Origin of the sequence: Enterococcus malodoratus ATCC 43197, from assembly GCF_000407185.1 — a bacterium.
GTDB lineage: Bacteria > Bacillota > Bacilli > Lactobacillales > Enterococcaceae > Enterococcus_A > Enterococcus_A malodoratus.
Map to the genome: position 1 here is coordinate 762,984 of NZ_KE136482.1, position 17,693 is coordinate 780,676.

General features: G+C 38.0%; 21 protein-coding genes and 1 pseudogene. 6 read left to right on the forward strand and 16 right to left on the reverse strand.

Annotated features, from left to right (window positions below; translation table 11 throughout):
• Positions 1-5: 5 nt before the first annotated feature.
• The gene (gene amaP, locus I585_RS13500; protein WP_010742349.1) at positions 6-581 is read right to left on the reverse strand and encodes an alkaline shock response membrane anchor protein AmaP; all 576 of its coding nucleotides are present in this window, start codon (positions 579-581) and stop codon (positions 6-8) included.
• A gap of 585 nt (positions 582-1,166) precedes the next feature.
• Between amaP and I585_RS13505 the strand changes: the two genes are divergently transcribed.
• The 3 genes from I585_RS13505 to I585_RS22920 all read left to right on the forward strand — a co-directional run bounded on the left by I585_RS13505 (position 1,167) and on the right by I585_RS22920 (position 3,352).
• Positions 1,167-1,814 carry a CPBP family intramembrane glutamic endopeptidase gene (locus I585_RS13505; protein WP_010742350.1) on the forward strand — a complete coding sequence of 216 codons (648 nt, stop codon included), beginning with the start codon at positions 1,167-1,169 and terminating at the stop codon, positions 1,812-1,814.
• Positions 1,815-2,333: 519 nt separating this feature from the next.
• Positions 2,334-2,717, forward strand: coding sequence for a hypothetical protein (locus tag I585_RS13515; protein WP_010742351.1), 384 nt, complete (start codon positions 2,334-2,336; stop codon positions 2,715-2,717).
• A gap of 47 nt (positions 2,718-2,764) precedes the next feature.
• Positions 2,765-3,352, forward strand: a complete 588-nt coding sequence (locus tag I585_RS22920) for a DUF2922 domain-containing protein (protein ID WP_010742352.1) — start codon at positions 2,765-2,767, stop codon at positions 3,350-3,352.
• Positions 3,353-3,724: 372 nt separating this feature from the next.
• Here the strand turns inward: I585_RS22920 and I585_RS13525 are convergent, their stop codons facing one another.
• Positions 3,725-4,321: a hypothetical protein gene (locus tag I585_RS13525; protein WP_146751071.1), complete on the reverse strand. Its 597-nt coding sequence runs from the start codon at positions 4,319-4,321 to the stop codon at positions 3,725-3,727.
• A gap of 293 nt (positions 4,322-4,614) precedes the next feature.
• A complete protein-coding gene (locus I585_RS13530) occupies positions 4,615-5,628 on the reverse strand; it encodes an IS3 family transposase (protein ID WP_010742354.1) in 1,014 nt (337 codons plus the stop codon).
• Positions 5,629-5,696: 68 nt separating this feature from the next.
• Here I585_RS13530 and I585_RS13535 point away from each other — a divergent pair, with 68 nt between their 5' ends.
• Positions 5,697-6,689: an IS30 family transposase gene (locus tag I585_RS13535; RefSeq protein WP_010740092.1), complete on the forward strand. Its 993-nt coding sequence runs from the start codon at positions 5,697-5,699 to the stop codon at positions 6,687-6,689.
• Between the two features lie 10 nt (positions 6,690-6,699).
• Here the strand turns inward: I585_RS13535 and I585_RS13540 are convergent.
• From I585_RS13540 to I585_RS13570, 7 genes and pseudogenes are all read right to left on the reverse strand, one after another.
• A pseudogene (locus tag I585_RS13540) lies at positions 6,700-7,128 on the reverse strand (IS3 family transposase); the annotation flags it as partial.
• Positions 7,129-7,162: 34 nt separating this feature from the next.
• Positions 7,163-7,879, reverse strand: coding sequence for a hypothetical protein (locus I585_RS13545; protein ID WP_010742356.1), 717 nt, complete (start codon positions 7,877-7,879; stop codon positions 7,163-7,165).
• A complete protein-coding gene (locus tag I585_RS13550) occupies positions 7,863-8,447 on the reverse strand; it encodes an RNA polymerase sigma factor (protein WP_010742357.1) in 585 nt (194 codons plus the stop codon). Before I585_RS13550 ends, I585_RS13545 begins: the two co-directional genes overlap by 17 nt.
• A gap of 364 nt (positions 8,448-8,811) precedes the next feature.
• Positions 8,812-9,771 carry an IS30 family transposase gene (locus tag I585_RS13555; RefSeq protein ID WP_002330482.1) on the reverse strand — a complete coding sequence of 320 codons (960 nt, stop codon included), beginning with the start codon at positions 9,769-9,771 and terminating at the stop codon, positions 8,812-8,814.
• Between the two features lie 104 nt (positions 9,772-9,875).
• Positions 9,876-10,661, reverse strand: a complete 786-nt coding sequence (locus I585_RS13560) for a triose-phosphate isomerase family protein (protein WP_010742358.1) — start codon at positions 10,659-10,661, stop codon at positions 9,876-9,878.
• A gap of 5 nt (positions 10,662-10,666) precedes the next feature.
• On the reverse strand, positions 10,667-11,320 hold the full coding sequence (gene dhaL / locus I585_RS13565) for a dihydroxyacetone kinase subunit DhaL (protein ID WP_010742359.1): 654 nt from the start codon (positions 11,318-11,320) through the stop codon (positions 10,667-10,669).
• A 32-nt stretch (positions 11,321-11,352) separates the two neighbouring features.
• Positions 11,353-12,354 carry a dihydroxyacetone kinase subunit DhaK gene (locus I585_RS13570; protein ID WP_306453779.1) on the reverse strand — a complete coding sequence of 334 codons (1,002 nt, stop codon included), beginning with the start codon at positions 12,352-12,354 and terminating at the stop codon, positions 11,353-11,355.
• A gap of 34 nt (positions 12,355-12,388) precedes the next feature.
• Here I585_RS13570 and istA point away from each other — a divergent pair, with 34 nt between their 5' ends.
• Both istA and istB read left to right on the forward strand, forming a co-directional pair.
• Positions 12,389-13,615, forward strand: coding sequence for an IS21 family transposase (istA, locus tag I585_RS13575; RefSeq protein WP_010741239.1), 1,227 nt, complete (start codon positions 12,389-12,391; stop codon positions 13,613-13,615).
• A 10-nt stretch (positions 13,616-13,625) separates the two neighbouring features.
• Complete coding sequence (gene istB, locus I585_RS13580; protein WP_003129321.1) at positions 13,626-14,387, forward strand: IS21-like element helper ATPase IstB; 762 nt, start codon at positions 13,626-13,628, stop codon at positions 14,385-14,387.
• A gap of 152 nt (positions 14,388-14,539) precedes the next feature.
• On the opposite strand, the gene I585_RS13585 is transcribed toward istB, so the two are convergent.
• The 6 genes from I585_RS13585 to rpiB are packed head-to-tail and all read right to left on the reverse strand — an operon-like array spanning position 14,540 to position 17,692.
• Positions 14,540-14,881 carry a Lin0368 family putative glycerol transporter subunit gene (locus tag I585_RS13585; protein WP_010742365.1) on the reverse strand — a complete coding sequence of 114 codons (342 nt, stop codon included), beginning with the start codon at positions 14,879-14,881 and terminating at the stop codon, positions 14,540-14,542.
• A 1-nt stretch (position 14,882) separates the two neighbouring features.
• A complete protein-coding gene (locus tag I585_RS13590) occupies positions 14,883-15,383 on the reverse strand; it encodes a Lin0368 family putative glycerol transporter subunit (RefSeq protein ID WP_010742366.1) in 501 nt (166 codons plus the stop codon).
• Between the two features lie 13 nt (positions 15,384-15,396).
• Entirely contained in the window at positions 15,397-15,777 is a 381-nt protein-coding gene (gene dhaM, locus I585_RS13595) for a dihydroxyacetone kinase phosphoryl donor subunit DhaM (protein ID WP_010742367.1), read from the reverse strand.
• Position 15,778: 1 nt separating this feature from the next.
• Positions 15,779-16,561 carry a triose-phosphate isomerase family protein gene (locus tag I585_RS13600; protein ID WP_010742368.1) on the reverse strand — a complete coding sequence of 261 codons (783 nt, stop codon included), beginning with the start codon at positions 16,559-16,561 and terminating at the stop codon, positions 15,779-15,781.
• Between the two features lie 16 nt (positions 16,562-16,577).
• A complete protein-coding gene (gene fsa, locus I585_RS13605) occupies positions 16,578-17,225 on the reverse strand; it encodes a fructose-6-phosphate aldolase (RefSeq protein WP_010742369.1) in 648 nt (215 codons plus the stop codon).
• Entirely contained in the window at positions 17,222-17,692 is a 471-nt protein-coding gene (gene rpiB / locus I585_RS13610) for a ribose 5-phosphate isomerase B (protein ID WP_010742370.1), read from the reverse strand. The genes fsa and rpiB overlap by 4 nt, the downstream gene beginning before the upstream one ends.
• Position 17,693 lies beyond the last annotated feature (1 nt).

The following is a 17,693-nucleotide window of genomic DNA, read 5'->3' on the forward strand; positions in this document are numbered from 1 at the left end:
CCTCCTTATTCAACTCGCGAGCGGTTCGCAGTATACTTGTCTTCCCCATCATCAAAAGACTTATAAGCAACATCCACTTTGATTTTTTCACGACTACCTAAAATTTCCTGCAGTTCACGTTGGATATCTGTCATCAATTCTTCTGTTTTTTCAACATGGGCAGACGTACGATTCAATTGACCTTTTACTTTGACTTTGATCTTATTTTTCGTTGCTCGAACTTTGACATCAGGGGAAGAAACAAAGCCGACCTTCTGTGTTTTCGAACGAACAAATCCTTCGATCGCCTTTTTGTCTAAAGATAAACGACCTTTCCCTTCCTTGAGTACAAATGTTTGTTTCACCTTTGGATAAAAGATTAATACCAAGATGAAAATCAATAAGAGAACTGTAAAAACCAAGGCTATCCAAAATAAGTACTGGCGGAAATAATCATTTGATAGAGAATTTCTCAAAAATTCAGTGCGTCGAATCCCAAACGGCAGATTCAGATAAGGTGAACTAATCGCAATGACCATCAAGAACACCGACATCACTATAATTGAGAGAATAATCCCAATCGCTTTTATTCCACGATTCATGGTGCACCTCCTTTAACAATAGTGATAAAAATGGAACTTCTTTTCGTGCATCTGAGAGCCTTTAATTTTGAGTGATTACTTACGTAAGATCAAATAATAAAGGTTCCAGACTTGGGGCAATCGCAACTCTTGTCTCTACGATTTTGTTTCCAACTCATTCTTTTCTAAAACAGATCTTTGTCTATTTTCCGATAGAAACTCAAAGTTACTTTTGATGCTCTCCCCTCGCTTTATAATATTATGGTAACTTGAATTATTTTATTTTTAAAACATTCTGCTCACAATATCCAAATACGCATTATTTAAGCATTAAATTTGACAATATAACGATAATAAGTTACGTGAAAATAGGTTTACAATATTATAATTGTTTTTTCCCAAAAAAATAGATTAACTGAATCCCTCATTTTGACTTGATTTCAATTTTCCTACGAGCTACTTCCGTAAACACACTTTTGATTTCCCTGATAAATTCCTTACATTAGGTTGCAAAACTGTTAGCTGAAATTCCAATGGATATACTATATACTCACTAAGTCGAATCTGTTAAAACGTTTTAATAAAAAATTTAAAAGGAGCTTTTTCATGAACAGTCTATTTCACAAACAAATTGATTTAAAAAAAGGATTTTTTGCTACCTTAATTGTCATTCTAGGATACATTGGTCAATTATATGGGTCACTATTCATCAATACGGTTTCCTTAGTAGTAACAACATTAATTGGTTTTTCCATTGTCTACACACCAAAAGAATTACTCTTACTTTTTTCTAAACCTCTTCATCCTTTAAAAAATACAATTAAATATTTTTTACTAAGCTGGATAATCAGTATGGCTATTGGCGTAGCTTTAACTGTAATTTTCGGATTGAATCTAAAAGCTAATCCGATTGATACTATCAATGTAAAACCGCTATTACTCCTAGTATTGCCCATTAGTTTGATGGGGGAAGAACTATTCTGCATTTACTTTTTAAGTATTTTTACTAGTAAATTTGGCCTATTCATTTCCAATGTTTTCAGTGCACTCATTTTTGGTTTGGCTCACTACTCAACCTACTATAATGGCAGCGTAGTAATTACACTTATTCATATTATCCTAATTCAAGGCGTTACAAGACTTTTGCTAAGTCAAGCTGCAATCAAAAGCAATTCTATCTGGACCAGCTGGATTATTCATGTACTATTTGATTTTTCTACAATTGCCTTACCGATATTGATAAAACTCCTTTAACCTATTACCGTCAGATATGACGGTTTTTTCATCATAACAAGCATGTCCCTACTGATTTCATTTCTCTGTACTTCACATTCTGCTATTTATTAAGAAAGCATTAATATTGGGATTGTGCACGTCGTCACGCACAACTTGTTTCTACTTAAATAAAGGCCGACTCTTTCCAAAGGCATTGATATGACAACCTTTCAACTTGTTCACAAAACTTTATCTTTGTCAAAGTGTTCAAAATTGAATTTGCTCCTGAAAATTGCAGCTATTTCTATCCTCTTTTCTCGGCTGCCCCTATGAAACCAACCTTTCCAATAAACCAATCGTAAAAAAGCTTGCATTTTTGATGCCCAAATGCAATTTTCACGGGTTTGACCTATTTTTATTTTGTGCTTTATTGTTAAGTCACCGGACGAAATAAAAATGCTGAGCATTAAACCACAAAGAAACTAGTAAAGGAAAAATCAAGTGAGAATATTGCATGCACTACCCTCACTTGCTTAAGAAAGAGAGGAAAAATATCACATGAATGAACAAACATTGTCTCATCGACAACTTTTCAATTTGAAATCGAAAACCTTAGAAAAACGAATTACCGACTATTATTACGAAACACAAAATAGCAGTTTAACCATAAAATATATTTTAGCTTTGCGAGTAAGGCACCAACTTGGTGCGGAGGAGTTTGCTCATTTTCTGAAAGATCTTGTCCGAAAGATTTTTATGAATACCAAGGCTACTCGTACCATGAAACGTTTCTTTTACTACTTTCAGGATTATTTCATGGCACCTGAATGGCGTGCGTTAAGCTCAAAAGTATTTCCTGTACGAAACTTTGGTCAGAAGGCTATATCACTTTTCCGTTCATTAATCCCCTTTGCCCGTCCAGATGAAACGAATGAGACTTGAGATTAACTAATTACCTTCGCAAAAAAATAAGAGAAAGGACAATCAAAATGATAAATAATCAACATGATTTAGTTGCGACATTTACAAATGGTCTAGGAAAAGAACACAACTGGACGTACAAAGATGTGAACCCTGATCTGCCAGCACCAGCAATCAAAGATGCTTGCGAATTACTGACGAACTTAGATATTTTTGAACAAAACGGCGTAAAACTATTTGATTCTATTGTTACGGCAAAGATCGTGACGACCAAAGAGACTGAGATTTTCGATGTGAAGAATGATCCAAAAAATGAGGAAAAGCAACCTTTAGAAGAAGTGAAAACAGCGAAGGAAGAAGAATCTGCAGAACCGAAAATTGGAGAACTTGGCACAGTAAAGTGTGAAAATACTTCTGCCAGTTTCCCTGCTGTCTCGCTGCCAGATTCACAGGTTCTTAGAAATCCGAATCGTTTATCACAGAGAAATGGTAACGATTCAAAATCAATGATTAGGGCAAAAAAAATGAACAGACAAACTAATAACAAAATTCCACAGCCGCCGAATCTATCACCAGAAAAGACCATCGATAGTCTTCGGCAAAGATTCACCCAACTCTGGAACAAAAACGGAACAGATAAGGAGGACCCTTCTTGAAGGATATCTGATAAAACTAACGACAACTAAATTCTGCCCTTCTCTAACCAAATACACATAGGTAAACTTGCTCTAACCGTCATCTCTCCACTCCGGAATGGATGTGATGCGAGGTTGGGCACGCTTATTCGATATGCCTAGCGCTGATTGGAGTAGTCTATATCGGCTGTAAGACAAATATCCCTGCGATTAAAAATCGCAGGGGCAGTTTACTTTAACTATAGAATGACTTTTGTCCTCAGTGAACGAGACACAGCCAAATTATTTGGTCCTATAATAAGCCAGAGAATATTTCATCGATCACTTCATTTCATCGCTGGTATGATTTAAACCCAATTAATTAATATAATCCAGCTTTTCAGCCGCTTAAAATCATTGGGTTATTTGAATGTAGCGATCTCCAGGACTATAAGCGTTCAAGTTCAAAAATAAATTACTGTATTCTATGTTTGCCAAGATGTAATTGACGGTAAACGTGGCTGTTTCTCCCGGTAAAATGGGATGAGCATCGACTTCTTCTTCAACTATATGATCAACAACTTTTCCAACTGTTGTTGGTAAAGGATAGGCCGGAGTTTCTAAATAGTAGAAAGTATTGAATGGGTCTGACGGTATTTTATGAATATAGGTTGTGTCTGTAGGTAAGTCAGTATAAAAATCCCCTTGTTTAGCTAAACGCCTTAACTGTATATAAGGCGAGTAATTGATTGTTTTTTCAGTCAGATTTTTGACCTTTAATTCAATCTCTAGATATTTTGGTCTTACTTCAAATTCTCTGATTTCTTTGTTTACCGTATGTTTTCCATCACCTAGTACGTATTCTGTCGCTATCATAGGTTTAAGCTTCCCTTTTTTATCCCATTCCTCACCGAATGAGTCGTTGCTATCATAGGTTCCGGCTTTTATCTGTTTATTTAAGATGGCCAATTGTTTCGAAGCGATTGTATCACTAAGTGTTGCTTTGACCACAGTGAGTTCCTCCAGAGGGTTACCATTAAGATCAATAGTGTTGATTGCCTCATTAAGTTGGACTACCTCACTTTTGTTATTTATATCTAACATCATCGGTTCAATACCCTCTGAGATTTTTGAAATCTTTTCGCTAAAATCATCCGGGCTCATGTATTCGATTGCACGGGTGGCTTCTTCTTTAGTAGCTACATTAGTAAGAGAAAGATTTTGTAGTGACCCCCAAAAGTTAGACTTTTTTCGGAGTGGAGAAATCCACTCCTTTTTTTTGTTGCTTTTATTGTCAATTCTATTTAGGCAGCTTTCAATGCCGTCTCTCTAAATTGTACCGGACTCTGCCAATTGAGTTTTCCTTTCATACTTTCATGGTTATAGTAGTGAATATAATCATCAATGACCCGCTTCAATTCATTAAAGCTATGGTATTCTCGTCCGTGATAGATTTCCTGTTTCAACAGACTGAAAAAATTCTCCATGATCGAATTGTCCAAGCAAGTACCTTTACGGGACATACTTTGGAAGATTTTATATTCTTTCAACTTATGATTGTAAGCTTTCATTTGATAGGCCCATCCTTGATCGGAATGAAACGTGCGTCGATAAACGCAGTCTTCCGTTACATGAATCGCTTCTTCTAAAGCCTCCATGATCGCCAATGCGTTCGGTTTCTCTGAAATGCGATAAGAGATAATCTCGCTGTTGTACATATCTAAAAATGGATCAAGATACAGTTTCTTTTCACGAATAATACCAGATTTGTCCGGTTCAAAATACTTTAGCTCTGTCGTATCTGTTGTAATCTTTTGATGACAAATGCTTGTGTAAAAGCGTCGATGAATTCGATTTTTCGCAAGCGTTCCGATCTTCCCACGATAAGAGTTATAGCGGCGGGATTTTCTCGTGAAGGAACGGACTTCTAGTCCTAGCTTTCGAATCAAACGTTGCACTTTCTTTTTGTTTACATGGAATCCTCGATCTTTCAGTTCATTTGTCATACGTAAGCAGCCATAATTTGTATGTTTCTCTCTTATTTTAAGCATTTCCTCTTCGATTTCCTGATCTGGATTTTCGCGATCAAACCGTTTTTGCCAATACATAAAGGTTGATTTAGGAAATTTCAAGGTTTCAAGAAGCTCAATTAATTTGAATGATCCTCGGAGGCTGTCGATGATTCGCGCGATTGATTCGTTCGTCTTTGTTGGGCTTCCTGTTTTCGCAGCTTCCTCAATTCTTTTAAAAAGGCATTCTCGATCTGAAGGGAACGCACTTGTTTTTCTAGTCTTTATTTTACAATACAAGTGCAACACGATGTGTTTCCCTAGTCTTTCTAATATAATTAAAACAAGGATTTTTCAGAGACGAAGGAGGAGCGATCATGGGAACATACAGACATTTATCAATTAAGGAAAGAGAACTAATCTACCTTTATAACGGTATGGGCTTTTCAGTCCGCCGCACTGCAATACTGTTGAAACGAAGTCCGTCCACTATTTCAAGAGAGTTACGACGGCATACTGAGAGAAGATACTATTCTCCTCACTTCTCTCAAAATAGTTATAAGAAGAATCGTAGTCGCTGCGGTAGGAAAAGATTGTTAGCTAATCCGTCTCTAAGAAAAATCATCGAACCTTTATTTCTGATACGTCAATGGTCTCCGGAACAAATAGTGCATCGTCTAAAACACGAAGATATCAACGTTCAGGTGAGCTACAATACCATTTACCGAGCTATTTATCACGGACTGTTTAATAGCACTCTTTCCCGTGATAGTAAAGGTGCTATTCGCAAATTGCGTCATCAGGGAAAGCAACGAAAAACCAAAGATTTTGAAGAAACTCGTGGGCATCTTCCTATTTCTCATGCAATACATGAACGTCCATCTGAAGCTGAATTGCGCTCTGAATTAGGACATTGGGAAATAGACACTGTGCATGGAAAAAAGGGAAAGAATTGCCTAGTGACTTTAGTAGATCGCAAATCGCGTTTTTTATTGGCGGGAAGAACTATGAATAAATCAGCAGCAGCTATTTACTCGTCTTTGGACAGTTTACTAGTCTCGTTAAATCCAATGAACTTGAAAAGCATTACTTCCGATAGAGGTTCTGAATTTGCATTACATTCAGACATTACTAAAAAACATTCGGTTGAGTTCTATTTTTCTGATCCTTACTCGCCATGGCAAAGAGGAACAAACGAGAATACAAATGGATTGATTCGTGAGTACTTGCCTAAGAGAAAAGATATAGGAGACTATACAGACGAGTTTATAGAGCAATTCGTTGACAAAATGAATCTTAGACCTAGAAAATGTTTAGGCTGGAAAACACCATATGAAGTCTTTTATGATAAAGTGTTGCACTTAATTTGATAATTCCTCGTTCCTTAATTCGGTCGCGTTCTTCAGGTGTTTCCTTATTTGTCTTTTTAGTTTCTTTTTTCTTAGACACGATGGTTGGACGTCCTTTCGGTTTTGAGAGTCCGTCTAAACCTTCTGCACGAAAGTTTTTCATCCAGTTGGCAATTAGCGTAGGGTTATTCATCCCTAATTGATTCGCCACTTCACGATAGGACAGCTCACTTGTTTGATATAACTCTATCGCATCCATCTTAAATTGAACAGAATAAATTTGATTTTGCCGTTTTCGAAGGAGTCCTTCTTCGCCGAATTCTCGATAGACATTGATCCAATCTTTTACTTGTCTTTCAGACTTTATCCCGTGTTTCTTTGATAAATATTTCGCTCCTCCTTTCCCGTCAAGATACTCTTGAACGATTTTTACCTTGAGTTCAAAACTATATTTAGCCATAAAAATACCGACCTCCCGAAGTTAGATTTTTGGTCTAACTTTTGGGGGTCGGTACATTATCAAGGATTTTTTTTATGTCCTTTTCCGAGATATCCCCATAGCATTTCAGTTCAACAAACTTGTTTTCTTTTTCAAAGAATTTCCTAGCTATAGTAGCCTCTTTCCCCGCAAAATCATCTAGTTTTTCAACAATATAGGCTGACCCACTTGAAAGCTTGATTTCTTTGTAATCCTTTACGTAGTCATCAATAACCTTATCTTTTTTATCTAATTCATACAGAGTGATGGTTACTCCTCGAGCGTTGTTCAAAGCCTCGAGGTTTTCTGCGCTATCAGAGGTAAAATCTGGCTCCTCATAAAATGATAATTCTCCTTGATCATCATTTACAATAAAATAGGCTGGGACATAGTCTGCCACTAGACGGTAATTACCCGTATCCGGCTGCTGAGAAGCTGTTTTGTCGATTTTGGTTGTGAGCTGATAATCCTGTTTTTCAACGGTAATCCCCCAAAGTTTCGCTGCAATAAAGGTTCCTACAGGAAAGAAGAATAGTACTATAATTGCTATCATCAATAGCTTGCGCTTAGTAAAAGTCGCAAAAATAATTGGTTCTTTCTTTTTCAGCTGGATCTTATGCTTGATATTCTCTGTATTTTTAGAGGAAAAGCTGCTATCGTAATAGTTTAAAAGTTGATCGAGCTCTTCATCAGAAAGCTTACCCATTGGATAATCATCATATCTTTTTGCCATTTCTATCTTCTCCTTTATTTAGTGAAAATAAAAAATCCATATCTTGTTCAGCAAAAGCTTGCTGCAAGATTTTTTTCCCACGATAAAGATAATTATTAACCGTCTTTTGAGGGATTTTTAGATCACTGCTGATCATAGCCGGTGTATTTTCGAAAATATAGCGCTGCAAACAAATTTCACGCATTGGATCATTCAAACTGTTGATCAAATAAAATATTTCATTAATAAACTCGTTTTTTTCTTCCGCTGCTGCTAGATCATCCAGCGTGAAATTATCATTGAGCAGATAATCTTTTGGGTTGCGTTGAAGCTTATTAATGCTGAGACTCCTCGTAATCAATATTAGATAATTCTTGAGTGATCCGCGTTTCGGTTGATACTTTGCCGGGGACCTCCATACCCGTAAAAAGGCCTCACTTACAATTTCTTCAATATCCTGTGGATCATTATTTTTCCCTAGTATTGATAAGGAAACGACCCAAAGCAGTTTTGAATACCTGTCAACTAACATTTCGAAGGCTTCTTCGTTATGCTGCTCAATCCTTCGCAACAAGTCTAAGTCTTCCAAAATTATCCCTCCTCTTTTTACTGTTTCAGTCATATATATATACACAGAGAAATCGGAAATATACTAAATTTTTTTCAACTTTTTTATATCCGAAGAATGAGGCAACAAAAATTAACCGTTTACATTAAAGTATACACAATCGAAAAAGCAAAAAAAATCCACTCAACTATTGATGAGTGGATTTTGTCACTGTCTATATGAATTGTATCTTATTAGGGATAAAAAAAGTGCACCATTTAACTGCCTAAATACCCATTATCTCAGGTATTAATTGGATCACAGTTAAATAATACACTCTTGAGTGAATCATTTTAAACTTTGCTACAGCAAAACTTTTTTTCATCGTTTTACTATATCTTAATTGTCAAATTAAGTTAGACAAATCATCAATACTTACGTAACTCAAAAATACTTCCAAAGGTGTTCGATAATCCAGTGATTTTCTAGGAATATTATTTCGTTTAGATGTGACAGATTGAATAAAAGATTCATCTACTGAATTGAAATCCATAGATTTCAATAAACCATCTCTACGTAACAATCCGTTAGAATTCTCGTTTAGGCCTCTTTGAGACGGCGTTCCTGGATCAGCGAAATAAATGGCAATATCATTGGCATTACTGATTTGTTTCCAATTTGAAAATTCCTTTCCACAATCAAAAGTGATGGATTTGAATAGATTTTTCGGTACAGATTCAAACCAATGATTTAATTTTTTTTCAATATCAATCGCTTGTCTACCACACGGTTTCAATGTGATGATAACTTTTGATAATCGTTCAACTAAGGTAATTACAGCACTTTTATGTTTCAGACCTACGATAGTGTCACCTTCAAGGTGACCAAACTCATTTGAGAATTGGCTATAATCTTTTTCACGTTCATGAATAGAGCGGCGGAAAGCTTGTTTTCCACGCCTTTCTTGATGTCCATTCGGTTTACGCTTGCCTTTCATCGGTAAGTCAGAAGGATTAAATAGCCCCTTTTTGAACATACGATAAATGGTACGAGCAGAACAACGAATAGGAAACGCTGCACGACCAACAATCACATCGGGTGTCCATCCTTGAACAACCTTTCTTTGAATATATTCTGATTGTTCCTCGGGTAAAACAAGCGGGCGTCTACCACAGTTTGATTTGTTTTTCTTATACTGTTGATAGTATTCTAAGGCTGATTTTCCTTGCTTGAAGAATAGGTATACTTTATGGATCGTTTGTCTTGAACGATTCAAGCAATGCGCAGTTTTCGCAACAGATTGATTTATTTTGAAATAAGACTCTATCATTACAAGTTCATCCGTTGTAAGATGGGTATAGGTCATTTGTACTCACTCCTTATAATTCTTTGGTCAGAACTATTTTGAGTGTAGCACAAATGGCTTTTTTAGTTGTCTAGCTTAATTTTACAATCGGCGATATTAAACGTTTAATCCGCGTTTTCTTTTATTTCTTCTATTACTTGAACTACTTGGGCGAATCTCTTAGGGTCGCTGCCGAAGCGGCCGATTAGAACGCCGTCGATGTTTTCATCTTTTACTAGTAGCCGTGTGTTTTCGGGACTGACTGAACCGCCGTAAATAATGCGAACATTTTGTGCTGCTTCGTCAGTGAAAAAGTCAGCGATGATTTTTCGGATCATCTCGCCTACCTTATGCACTTGAGGTGCGGAGGCCGCTAAGGTTTTTCCGACTACCCATTTTGGTGTGTAGGCGATAATTATTTTGTTGATTTCTGAAGCAGCTATATCAAGCGTATCTATATAAAGTTGTCTTCTTAATTGAAGCTCGATTTCATGATAATCATCGGTCTTATCTTTCTCGCCTACACACAGGATTGGAATCAAGCCGTTTTCCAAAGACAAACGAACTTTTTTATTGATAATCTCATCCGTATCGCCGAACAATTCACGCCGTTCCCAATGACCGATTTCGACGTATTTCCCGCCAATATCAATCAGTGATTCAATCGAATATTCACCTGTATACTGACCATGTTTATAGGGTGCGATATTTTGAGCTCCCAGAAGTACGGTAGTATCCTTGGTGACTTCTGAAACAAACGGCAATGTTCCAATTGATGGGAAAATAATTTTTTCTATCTCCGTATCGTTGTTAAGTTCCTTGATTATTTCAGAAGCAAAATTTACTGCATCTATTTTTTTGTTTTGTCTCATTGCCCAACTCATAGCAACAACAGGTTTTCGAATTGACATTTGTATCAGCTCCTTTTTTTAAGTTCCTGATCAAACACATTCATTAACATCCATGAGGAATCGGAACCTGGATCACGATGTCCGATTGCTCGTTCGCCTAGCCTCATGGCTCTTCCTTTCTTGGCAACCAATGGGATCGTCGCATCAGATCCTGCTCTCATTGCACGAACAAATGAGTCGAAAAAGCTTAATGGATCTTCTGATTCTTGATAGTCATTGATTAATTTTAAGCCCGGAAGAAAGGCATCAATCATGGTTTTATCCCCTAACTCAGCCTTGCCGCGGAATTGAACAGCCTCGATCCCTGTCCGGATCATATCCAAAAATTCTGAGAATGTTACCTCTGTGCGATCAGGGTAGTTTCCGCCCATCTTCATGAAGAAGCTTCCATATAAAGGACCAGCCGCACCACCCACTTTAGATAGCAGAATCATCCCAGATTTCTTTAAGAGTGAATTTATATCCGGATTTTCTTCGGCTAGTTGGTCGATTTTATCCATAATTCCTCTGAAACCAATACTCAAATTGATTCCATGGTCGCCATCTCCAATATCGGAATCCAACTTCGTCCAATGATCTCTTTGTTCTTCAGAAAGCTTTGCCATTCCCTTTAATGAATCGACAAAAAATTGTTTATCTAGCTTGTTTATTGAACTCATGACTCTACCAGCTCCTTAGTTTGAATGAAAGACTATATCTTATAGTAAGGCGTATCGCATGGGGTATCCAGCAATTCCTCGATTTCATTATCCAATTTAAGAAGTGTGACAGACATACCGATCATATCCATTGATGTCGCATAGTTGCCTACTTCAGCCTTATGAATCTCAATGCCTTTTTCGTTCAGAATCTGATTGACTCTGCGGTAGCAAACGTATTGGTCCATTACAGGAAGTCCGCCTAACCCATTGACTAAAACATAGACTTTGTCTCCTTTAGCAATTCCAGAATCAGCCAAAATATGGTCCATAATTTCATCGACAACTTCATCCGCAGGTTTGATTTTCGAGCGTTCGATCCCTGGTTCACCATGAATTCCCATGCCAACTTCCATTTCATCCTCAGCCATTTCAAAAATTGCTTTACCTGTTACTGGCAAGGTTGATGAAGAAAGAGCGACACCCATTGAGTAAGTGTTGTCATTTGCTCGTTCGGTCACGGCCTTGACTGTATCCAAATCATAGCCTTTTGCGGCAGCACTGCCGGCTACCTTGAAAACAGGAACATCACCCGCAACACCGCGGCGATCTTTTTTATTTTTTGAAGAATAGACATCATCCGTTACAACAACTGTTTCGACCCGAATGCCATCTTCGTCTAATGCCATCTCAGCACCCATATCAAAGTTCATTACATCGCCAGCGTAATTTCCATAAAGGAACAAGCTGCCTTTCCCACTGTCAACGGCTTTAACTGATCGATAACAAGCATCAGGGGCAGGAGAAGTATTGATGTTTCCTACAACCGCAGCATCGGCGAAATCCTTGCCAACATACCCTAAAAATAACGGTTCGTGACCTGCTCCGCCACCAACAATAATCCGCACACGAGGTTCTTCACTCATCACTTTGCTGACAATCACGCGGGGATGTTCTTCATCAATTTTTACATACTTGCCATTTGCTGTAAAGGGCCACGATAAAATGTAGGAAAAGGGCCATCGAAAATGTAGGTTAGATTTAAAATCTGATATTCTTTTTCATGAAACCATTCAAGGAGAGTGACTCATGCGAAAAGATGTCTTAGAAGGAGTCTTACGACACATTATGAACGATATTCAACCTAACTATGCAGCCATGGCCAAGCAATATAATTGTGATTACCGAACAGTCAAGCGTTACTATGAAGCTGGAACTAAAGGGGAAGTAGAACAGATCAAAAAGAGACAATCTTCTGCTCCTCTTTTATTAAGCGGTTTTGAAGAAATTATTAAAGATAAAATGGAGTTAAGCTGTTCCGCTTCTTCAATTTATTATTTTATTAAGAAAAAAGGATATCAAGGTGGCTATACCACCGTCAAACGATATTGTCGGAACTATCGAGAAAAGCGTGTAAAAAAGGCAACCATTCGAATTGAAACGACGCCAGGTCTTTCTGCTCAAGTCGATTGGAAAGAAAATATTAAGATGGTGAGTAAACATGGTGAAGTCTTTTACTTCAATCTTTTTCTATATATTCTAGGCTATTCTCGCATGAAATACTTAGAGGTAACCTTTGATCGAACCCAAGCGAATGTCTTCAATTGTTTGGTCAATGCGTTTGAGTACTGCGGGAATGGTGTTCCTCAAGAAATTTGGTTTGACAATATGAAAACAGTTGTTGATAGAAGTAAAAGCCAATTTGGTCAAACCGTTTTTAACGAAAAATTTCGTCAATTTGCTAAAGATGCTGGATTCAATCCGATTGCTTGTCGCCCTTTTCGTCCACAAACCAAAGGCAAAGTTGAAGCTTTAGCTCGTACTGTTAACCGCTTAATGGTCTTTAACTACGAGTTTGAAAATGAGCAGGAGCTAAAACGAATCGTCTATGAGTTTATGAATGACTTAAATAATGAACGTTCTCAAGCAGTGAATAATCATCCCTCTAAGCTTCTTATAGATGAACAATCGGTGTTGCGTCCTTTCAATCGTTTAGAATTAGTCAGATATGTTTCTAGAACCCAACACGTAATTAGAAAAGTTTCCATTGAATCCATGGTCCAATATCAAAACTCAAAGTATTCTGTTCCCGTGAAATATATTGGTAAAGAGGTAACTTTAGATGTCCGTAAGGACAGTCTATTCATTTGGTATGGCCATCAATGTATTCGCTCGCACCCATTAAGCAAAAAAACCTTAAATTATCAACGTGATGACTCTCTTGAGATTCTTCGATCTGATGTCTTCAAATACTTAGAAGACGAAGAGTTGGAGCGCTTTGTAGAAGAAAATTTAGATGCTTACGATGAATTATAAGGAGGCTCATATGTCAAATTACCATCAGTTATTAAATCAATTATCAGATTTAAATCTTACCTGTATCAAAGAAATTTTACCTGCCCATTTAGATGAAGTAGCTAAAAATGAACAATCTCTAGTTGATTCTTTATTTGAATTAACACATCAAGAAATTAGCTATCGTAGAAAGGAGACCCAAAGAAAAATTTTAAAACGGGCAATGTTTCCCTATCATAAACGCCTTCATGATTTTAACTTTGATTTTCAACCCAAAATCAAAAAAAGTGAAATTCAAGATTTAGTGACATTACGCTTTTTAGACACGTATGACAACCTTTTATTCATTGGAAATAGCGGTGTTGGAAAAACTCATTTAGCCGTTTCAATTGGTTTAGAGTGTATTGATAGAGGGCAGAGCTGTTTATTTATCACTAGTACAGAACTGGTTAATCGACTTATCCGGGCACATAAACGTGGGACAAGTGATACCATGCTCAAAAAATATGCGAGCTATTCTGTATTAATTATTGATGAAGTCGGGTATCTCCCCTTCTCAAAAGAAGGATCTAACTTACTGTTTCAACTAATTAATATGCGATACGAAAGAAAATCAACGATTATTACAACGAATATTCCTCTGTCTCAATGGTCCGAAATTTTTGGTAATAAGAAATTGACTAATGCTTTATTGGACCGATTGGTCCATCATTCTAAAATTATTCAAATTACAGGACCTTCCTATCGAATGAAAAGTTATAGTGAAACGAAAGGAAAAGAAACGAAACGATAAAGAGAAAACTACCTACAATTTCAATGGCCCAAAACCAACATTTTATTATGGCCCTTGACATTTGCGGCAGCGTATCCTTCAAGCATTTCCTCTACTACTTCATATCCATCATTTACTAGTCTTTTCATACTAAATACCTCTTTTCATATAGTTTATAAAAATAGCGATAATAGGAATGCCCCAACAATACCGCCAGAGATTGCCGCAAAGACATTCTTCATTGATTTCTTAACACCAAAGCCTAATCTAGCCGTTGCTACCCAACAACCAATTCCCGCTGCAAGCCCCATGTCGACCCAGGCTTTACCAGATTGAGTGATCATCGGAGTTGGGATTCCATGATTTAGCGTCCAAATCGTCCCTGTGATAAAGGCCGCAGCCATCCAGCCACCAATCGGTCCCCAAGAATCGACCATCTTCCCCCAAGCCATCCGAATAAAGAATGGGAAGAGAAAAGCACCGGAAAAAGTCGCAATAAAAGCTGAAATAGTCATGTTAGGCTCCTCCTTTAGAAATCATATCGTTCTCGTTTTTATCTGCCATTCCATCAACAATACCCGTCGAGATGATCGCATGTTCTTCTTTTGTGGTCATCCCAGGTTCTGGTGCATTTTTGCCTTGAGTTGAATCGTTTGCCTCTAACAAATCTTTGGCAATGTCTTTTTCAAAAGCCGCCGCCACGAATCCGCCGGCTATCGCCCCTAAAATAACCACACCGATGGTCGGTAATGATCCCTGAAAAGCATGTCCGCCAGTTAGGAACGTATCTCTGAAGATGCCGCAAACTCCGATCGCAAGCCCCATATCGACCCAGGCCGCATCGTCCTTATTGTCCACCAAATTGACATAATGATTCATAAACCATAGTGGTCCGATTAGGATCGTTGAAGCAAGATAGCCGCCAAAAATACCGCCCACCGCTGTTAATTCTTTCCACACCGCCATGACCAATACACCTGCAATCATATAACCGAAAAATGATCTCGCAAATTTCATTTGATTCATCTCCTTAGATTTTTGATAGTTCCAGAAAAATGTTTTCCTTGGAATCGCCGATCGAAGCTTGAATAGCAGCCGCAAAGGCTCCCTCAATTAACGGCGCATCAACCAATGACACTTTTTCCTTTATAGGCTCCTCCAACATTTCGATCGCAACTTCAGCACTCATGATAGCGCTTCCTATATCGCAAAAAATAAAAATGTCCTCACAATCTTTACATGCATAAATGCCATCAAGAATCTTCATCGCACTTGTCCCTAAGCGTTGATCCTCTGTACCGCCCAAAGAAAGAATTCGGACTGGACTTGATTCTGATACCATCTCTTCAATCATCTCTTTCAGTCCGTCAGTGATTTTCTGACTATGAGACACTAACAATATTCCTTTCATGTCATCCACCCTTTGCTTTATTTTTTAAAATCGCTTTCACAATAGTTTCAAAATTTTCTGGCTTGTGGCCAAACCGGCCAACAAACACTCCATCTACGTGATCCGATTTAGTTATTTCGTAGGCATTTTCTTTTGATACTGAGCCACCATAGATCAATCTGATCGAATTTGCAACTATATCGTCGAAATTGTTTTTGAGAATCGTGTAGATGATCTCATGCGTCTTCCATACATGGCTATTAGGCGCCGCCTGCTCTTTTCCAATTGACCAACCCGGTTCATAGGCAATAATCAGCTTATCCGCATCTTCAACGTTGATATTTTGAAGCGCGCCAACCAGCTGCCCCTCGAGAAACGTATAAAGTTCGCTGTAAGTGAGGTTCTCATCTCTTTCACCGACACATAATATAGCCGTCATTCCGAAGGATAAGCTTAGTTCAACCTTTTGTTTGATCATGGCGTCGGTCTCGTTAAAATAGTTTCTTCTTTCAAAATGACCGATTTCTACGTACTGTCCGCCAATCGCGTCTAACGTTTCGATTGAATACTCGCCAGTATACGCACCATTGCTTTTAGGGGAAATATTTTGCGCGCCGAAGCCTAACTTTGTATTAGATAATTGCTCGGCAACACTCTCCAGGGTACCTATACTCGGCAGGATAAATATTTCTGCCTCTTGAGTGTGCCCCTCAGCGACTGACTGAATCGCTGAGGCCAACTTCACACTTTCTTCTGGGAGATTGATATAATTTTTCAAGCTCATGCCAACAATCGCTTTTTTCATAATTTCTCTCCTAAACTTATTTACTCTTGAAATTTTCCCAATCCTTCATAAATTGAGTAATGCCATTCGTCGTCAGTGGATGCGTCCATAGTTTTGAAAACAATGATCCTGGGATCGTTGCAATGTCAGAACCTACAGCAGCTACCGCTTCAACATGACCAATCGTTCGAACACTTGCCGCGATGATCTCTGATTTATAACCATATTCGCGAAAGACTTTTTTCAGATCCGCAACAACTTTTACGCCATCTGTTCCAGTATCATCCAAGCGACCAACAAACGGACTGACAAAAGTTGCTCCAGCTTTTGCGGCCATCAGACCTTGCGCAACTGAGAAGATCAACGTGACATTCGTTTTGATATTTTCTTTTGAAAGGATATGAACCGCTGCTAATCCTGCTTCCGTTAGCGGAATTTTTACAACGATATTATCGGCCCATTTAGAAATCTTACGTGCCTCATCAACCATTCCTTCAGTGTCTAGTGAAACAACTTCCGCACTGACAGGTCCGTGAACAAGCTGAGCGATTTCTTTAATTACCGTCTCAAAATCCTTTCCCTCACGAGAAATAATGGTCGGATTGGTCGTCACGCCATCCACTAATCCTAAGACATTGATTCGTTTTATTTCATCAATATTGGCAGTATCTAGAAAAAATTTCATTTTTCTTCCACTCCTTGTTCTGTTTCAATCGTAGTAATTTCATCGATTTTTCTTGCTGAATTTTTGCCTCGACCTTCAGTTGTAAAATGCTGATCCAAGTAATTTGAAACGATCACTTTGGCTAACTCGATCCCAACCACTTGAGCCCCGATCGTAATAATTTGGGCATGATTACTTAATTCAGCACGTTGAGCTGAGTAAGCATCATGGGTTTGAGCCGCTCTAATTCCTTTTACTTTGTTGGCCGCAAGAGCCATCCCGATTCCAGTTCCGCAAAACAGAATGCCTCTTTCTGCTTCACCATTCAAAATTCCTTTTGCTGCTTTAAAGGCAACTTTGGGATAATCTGCAGGTGCTTGCTCGTAAATCCCGTAATCTACAACTTCATAGCCTTTTTCATCTAAATAATCTTTTATTGCTTCTTTCAACTGCAGCGCGTTATCATCACAACCAATTGCAACTTTCATC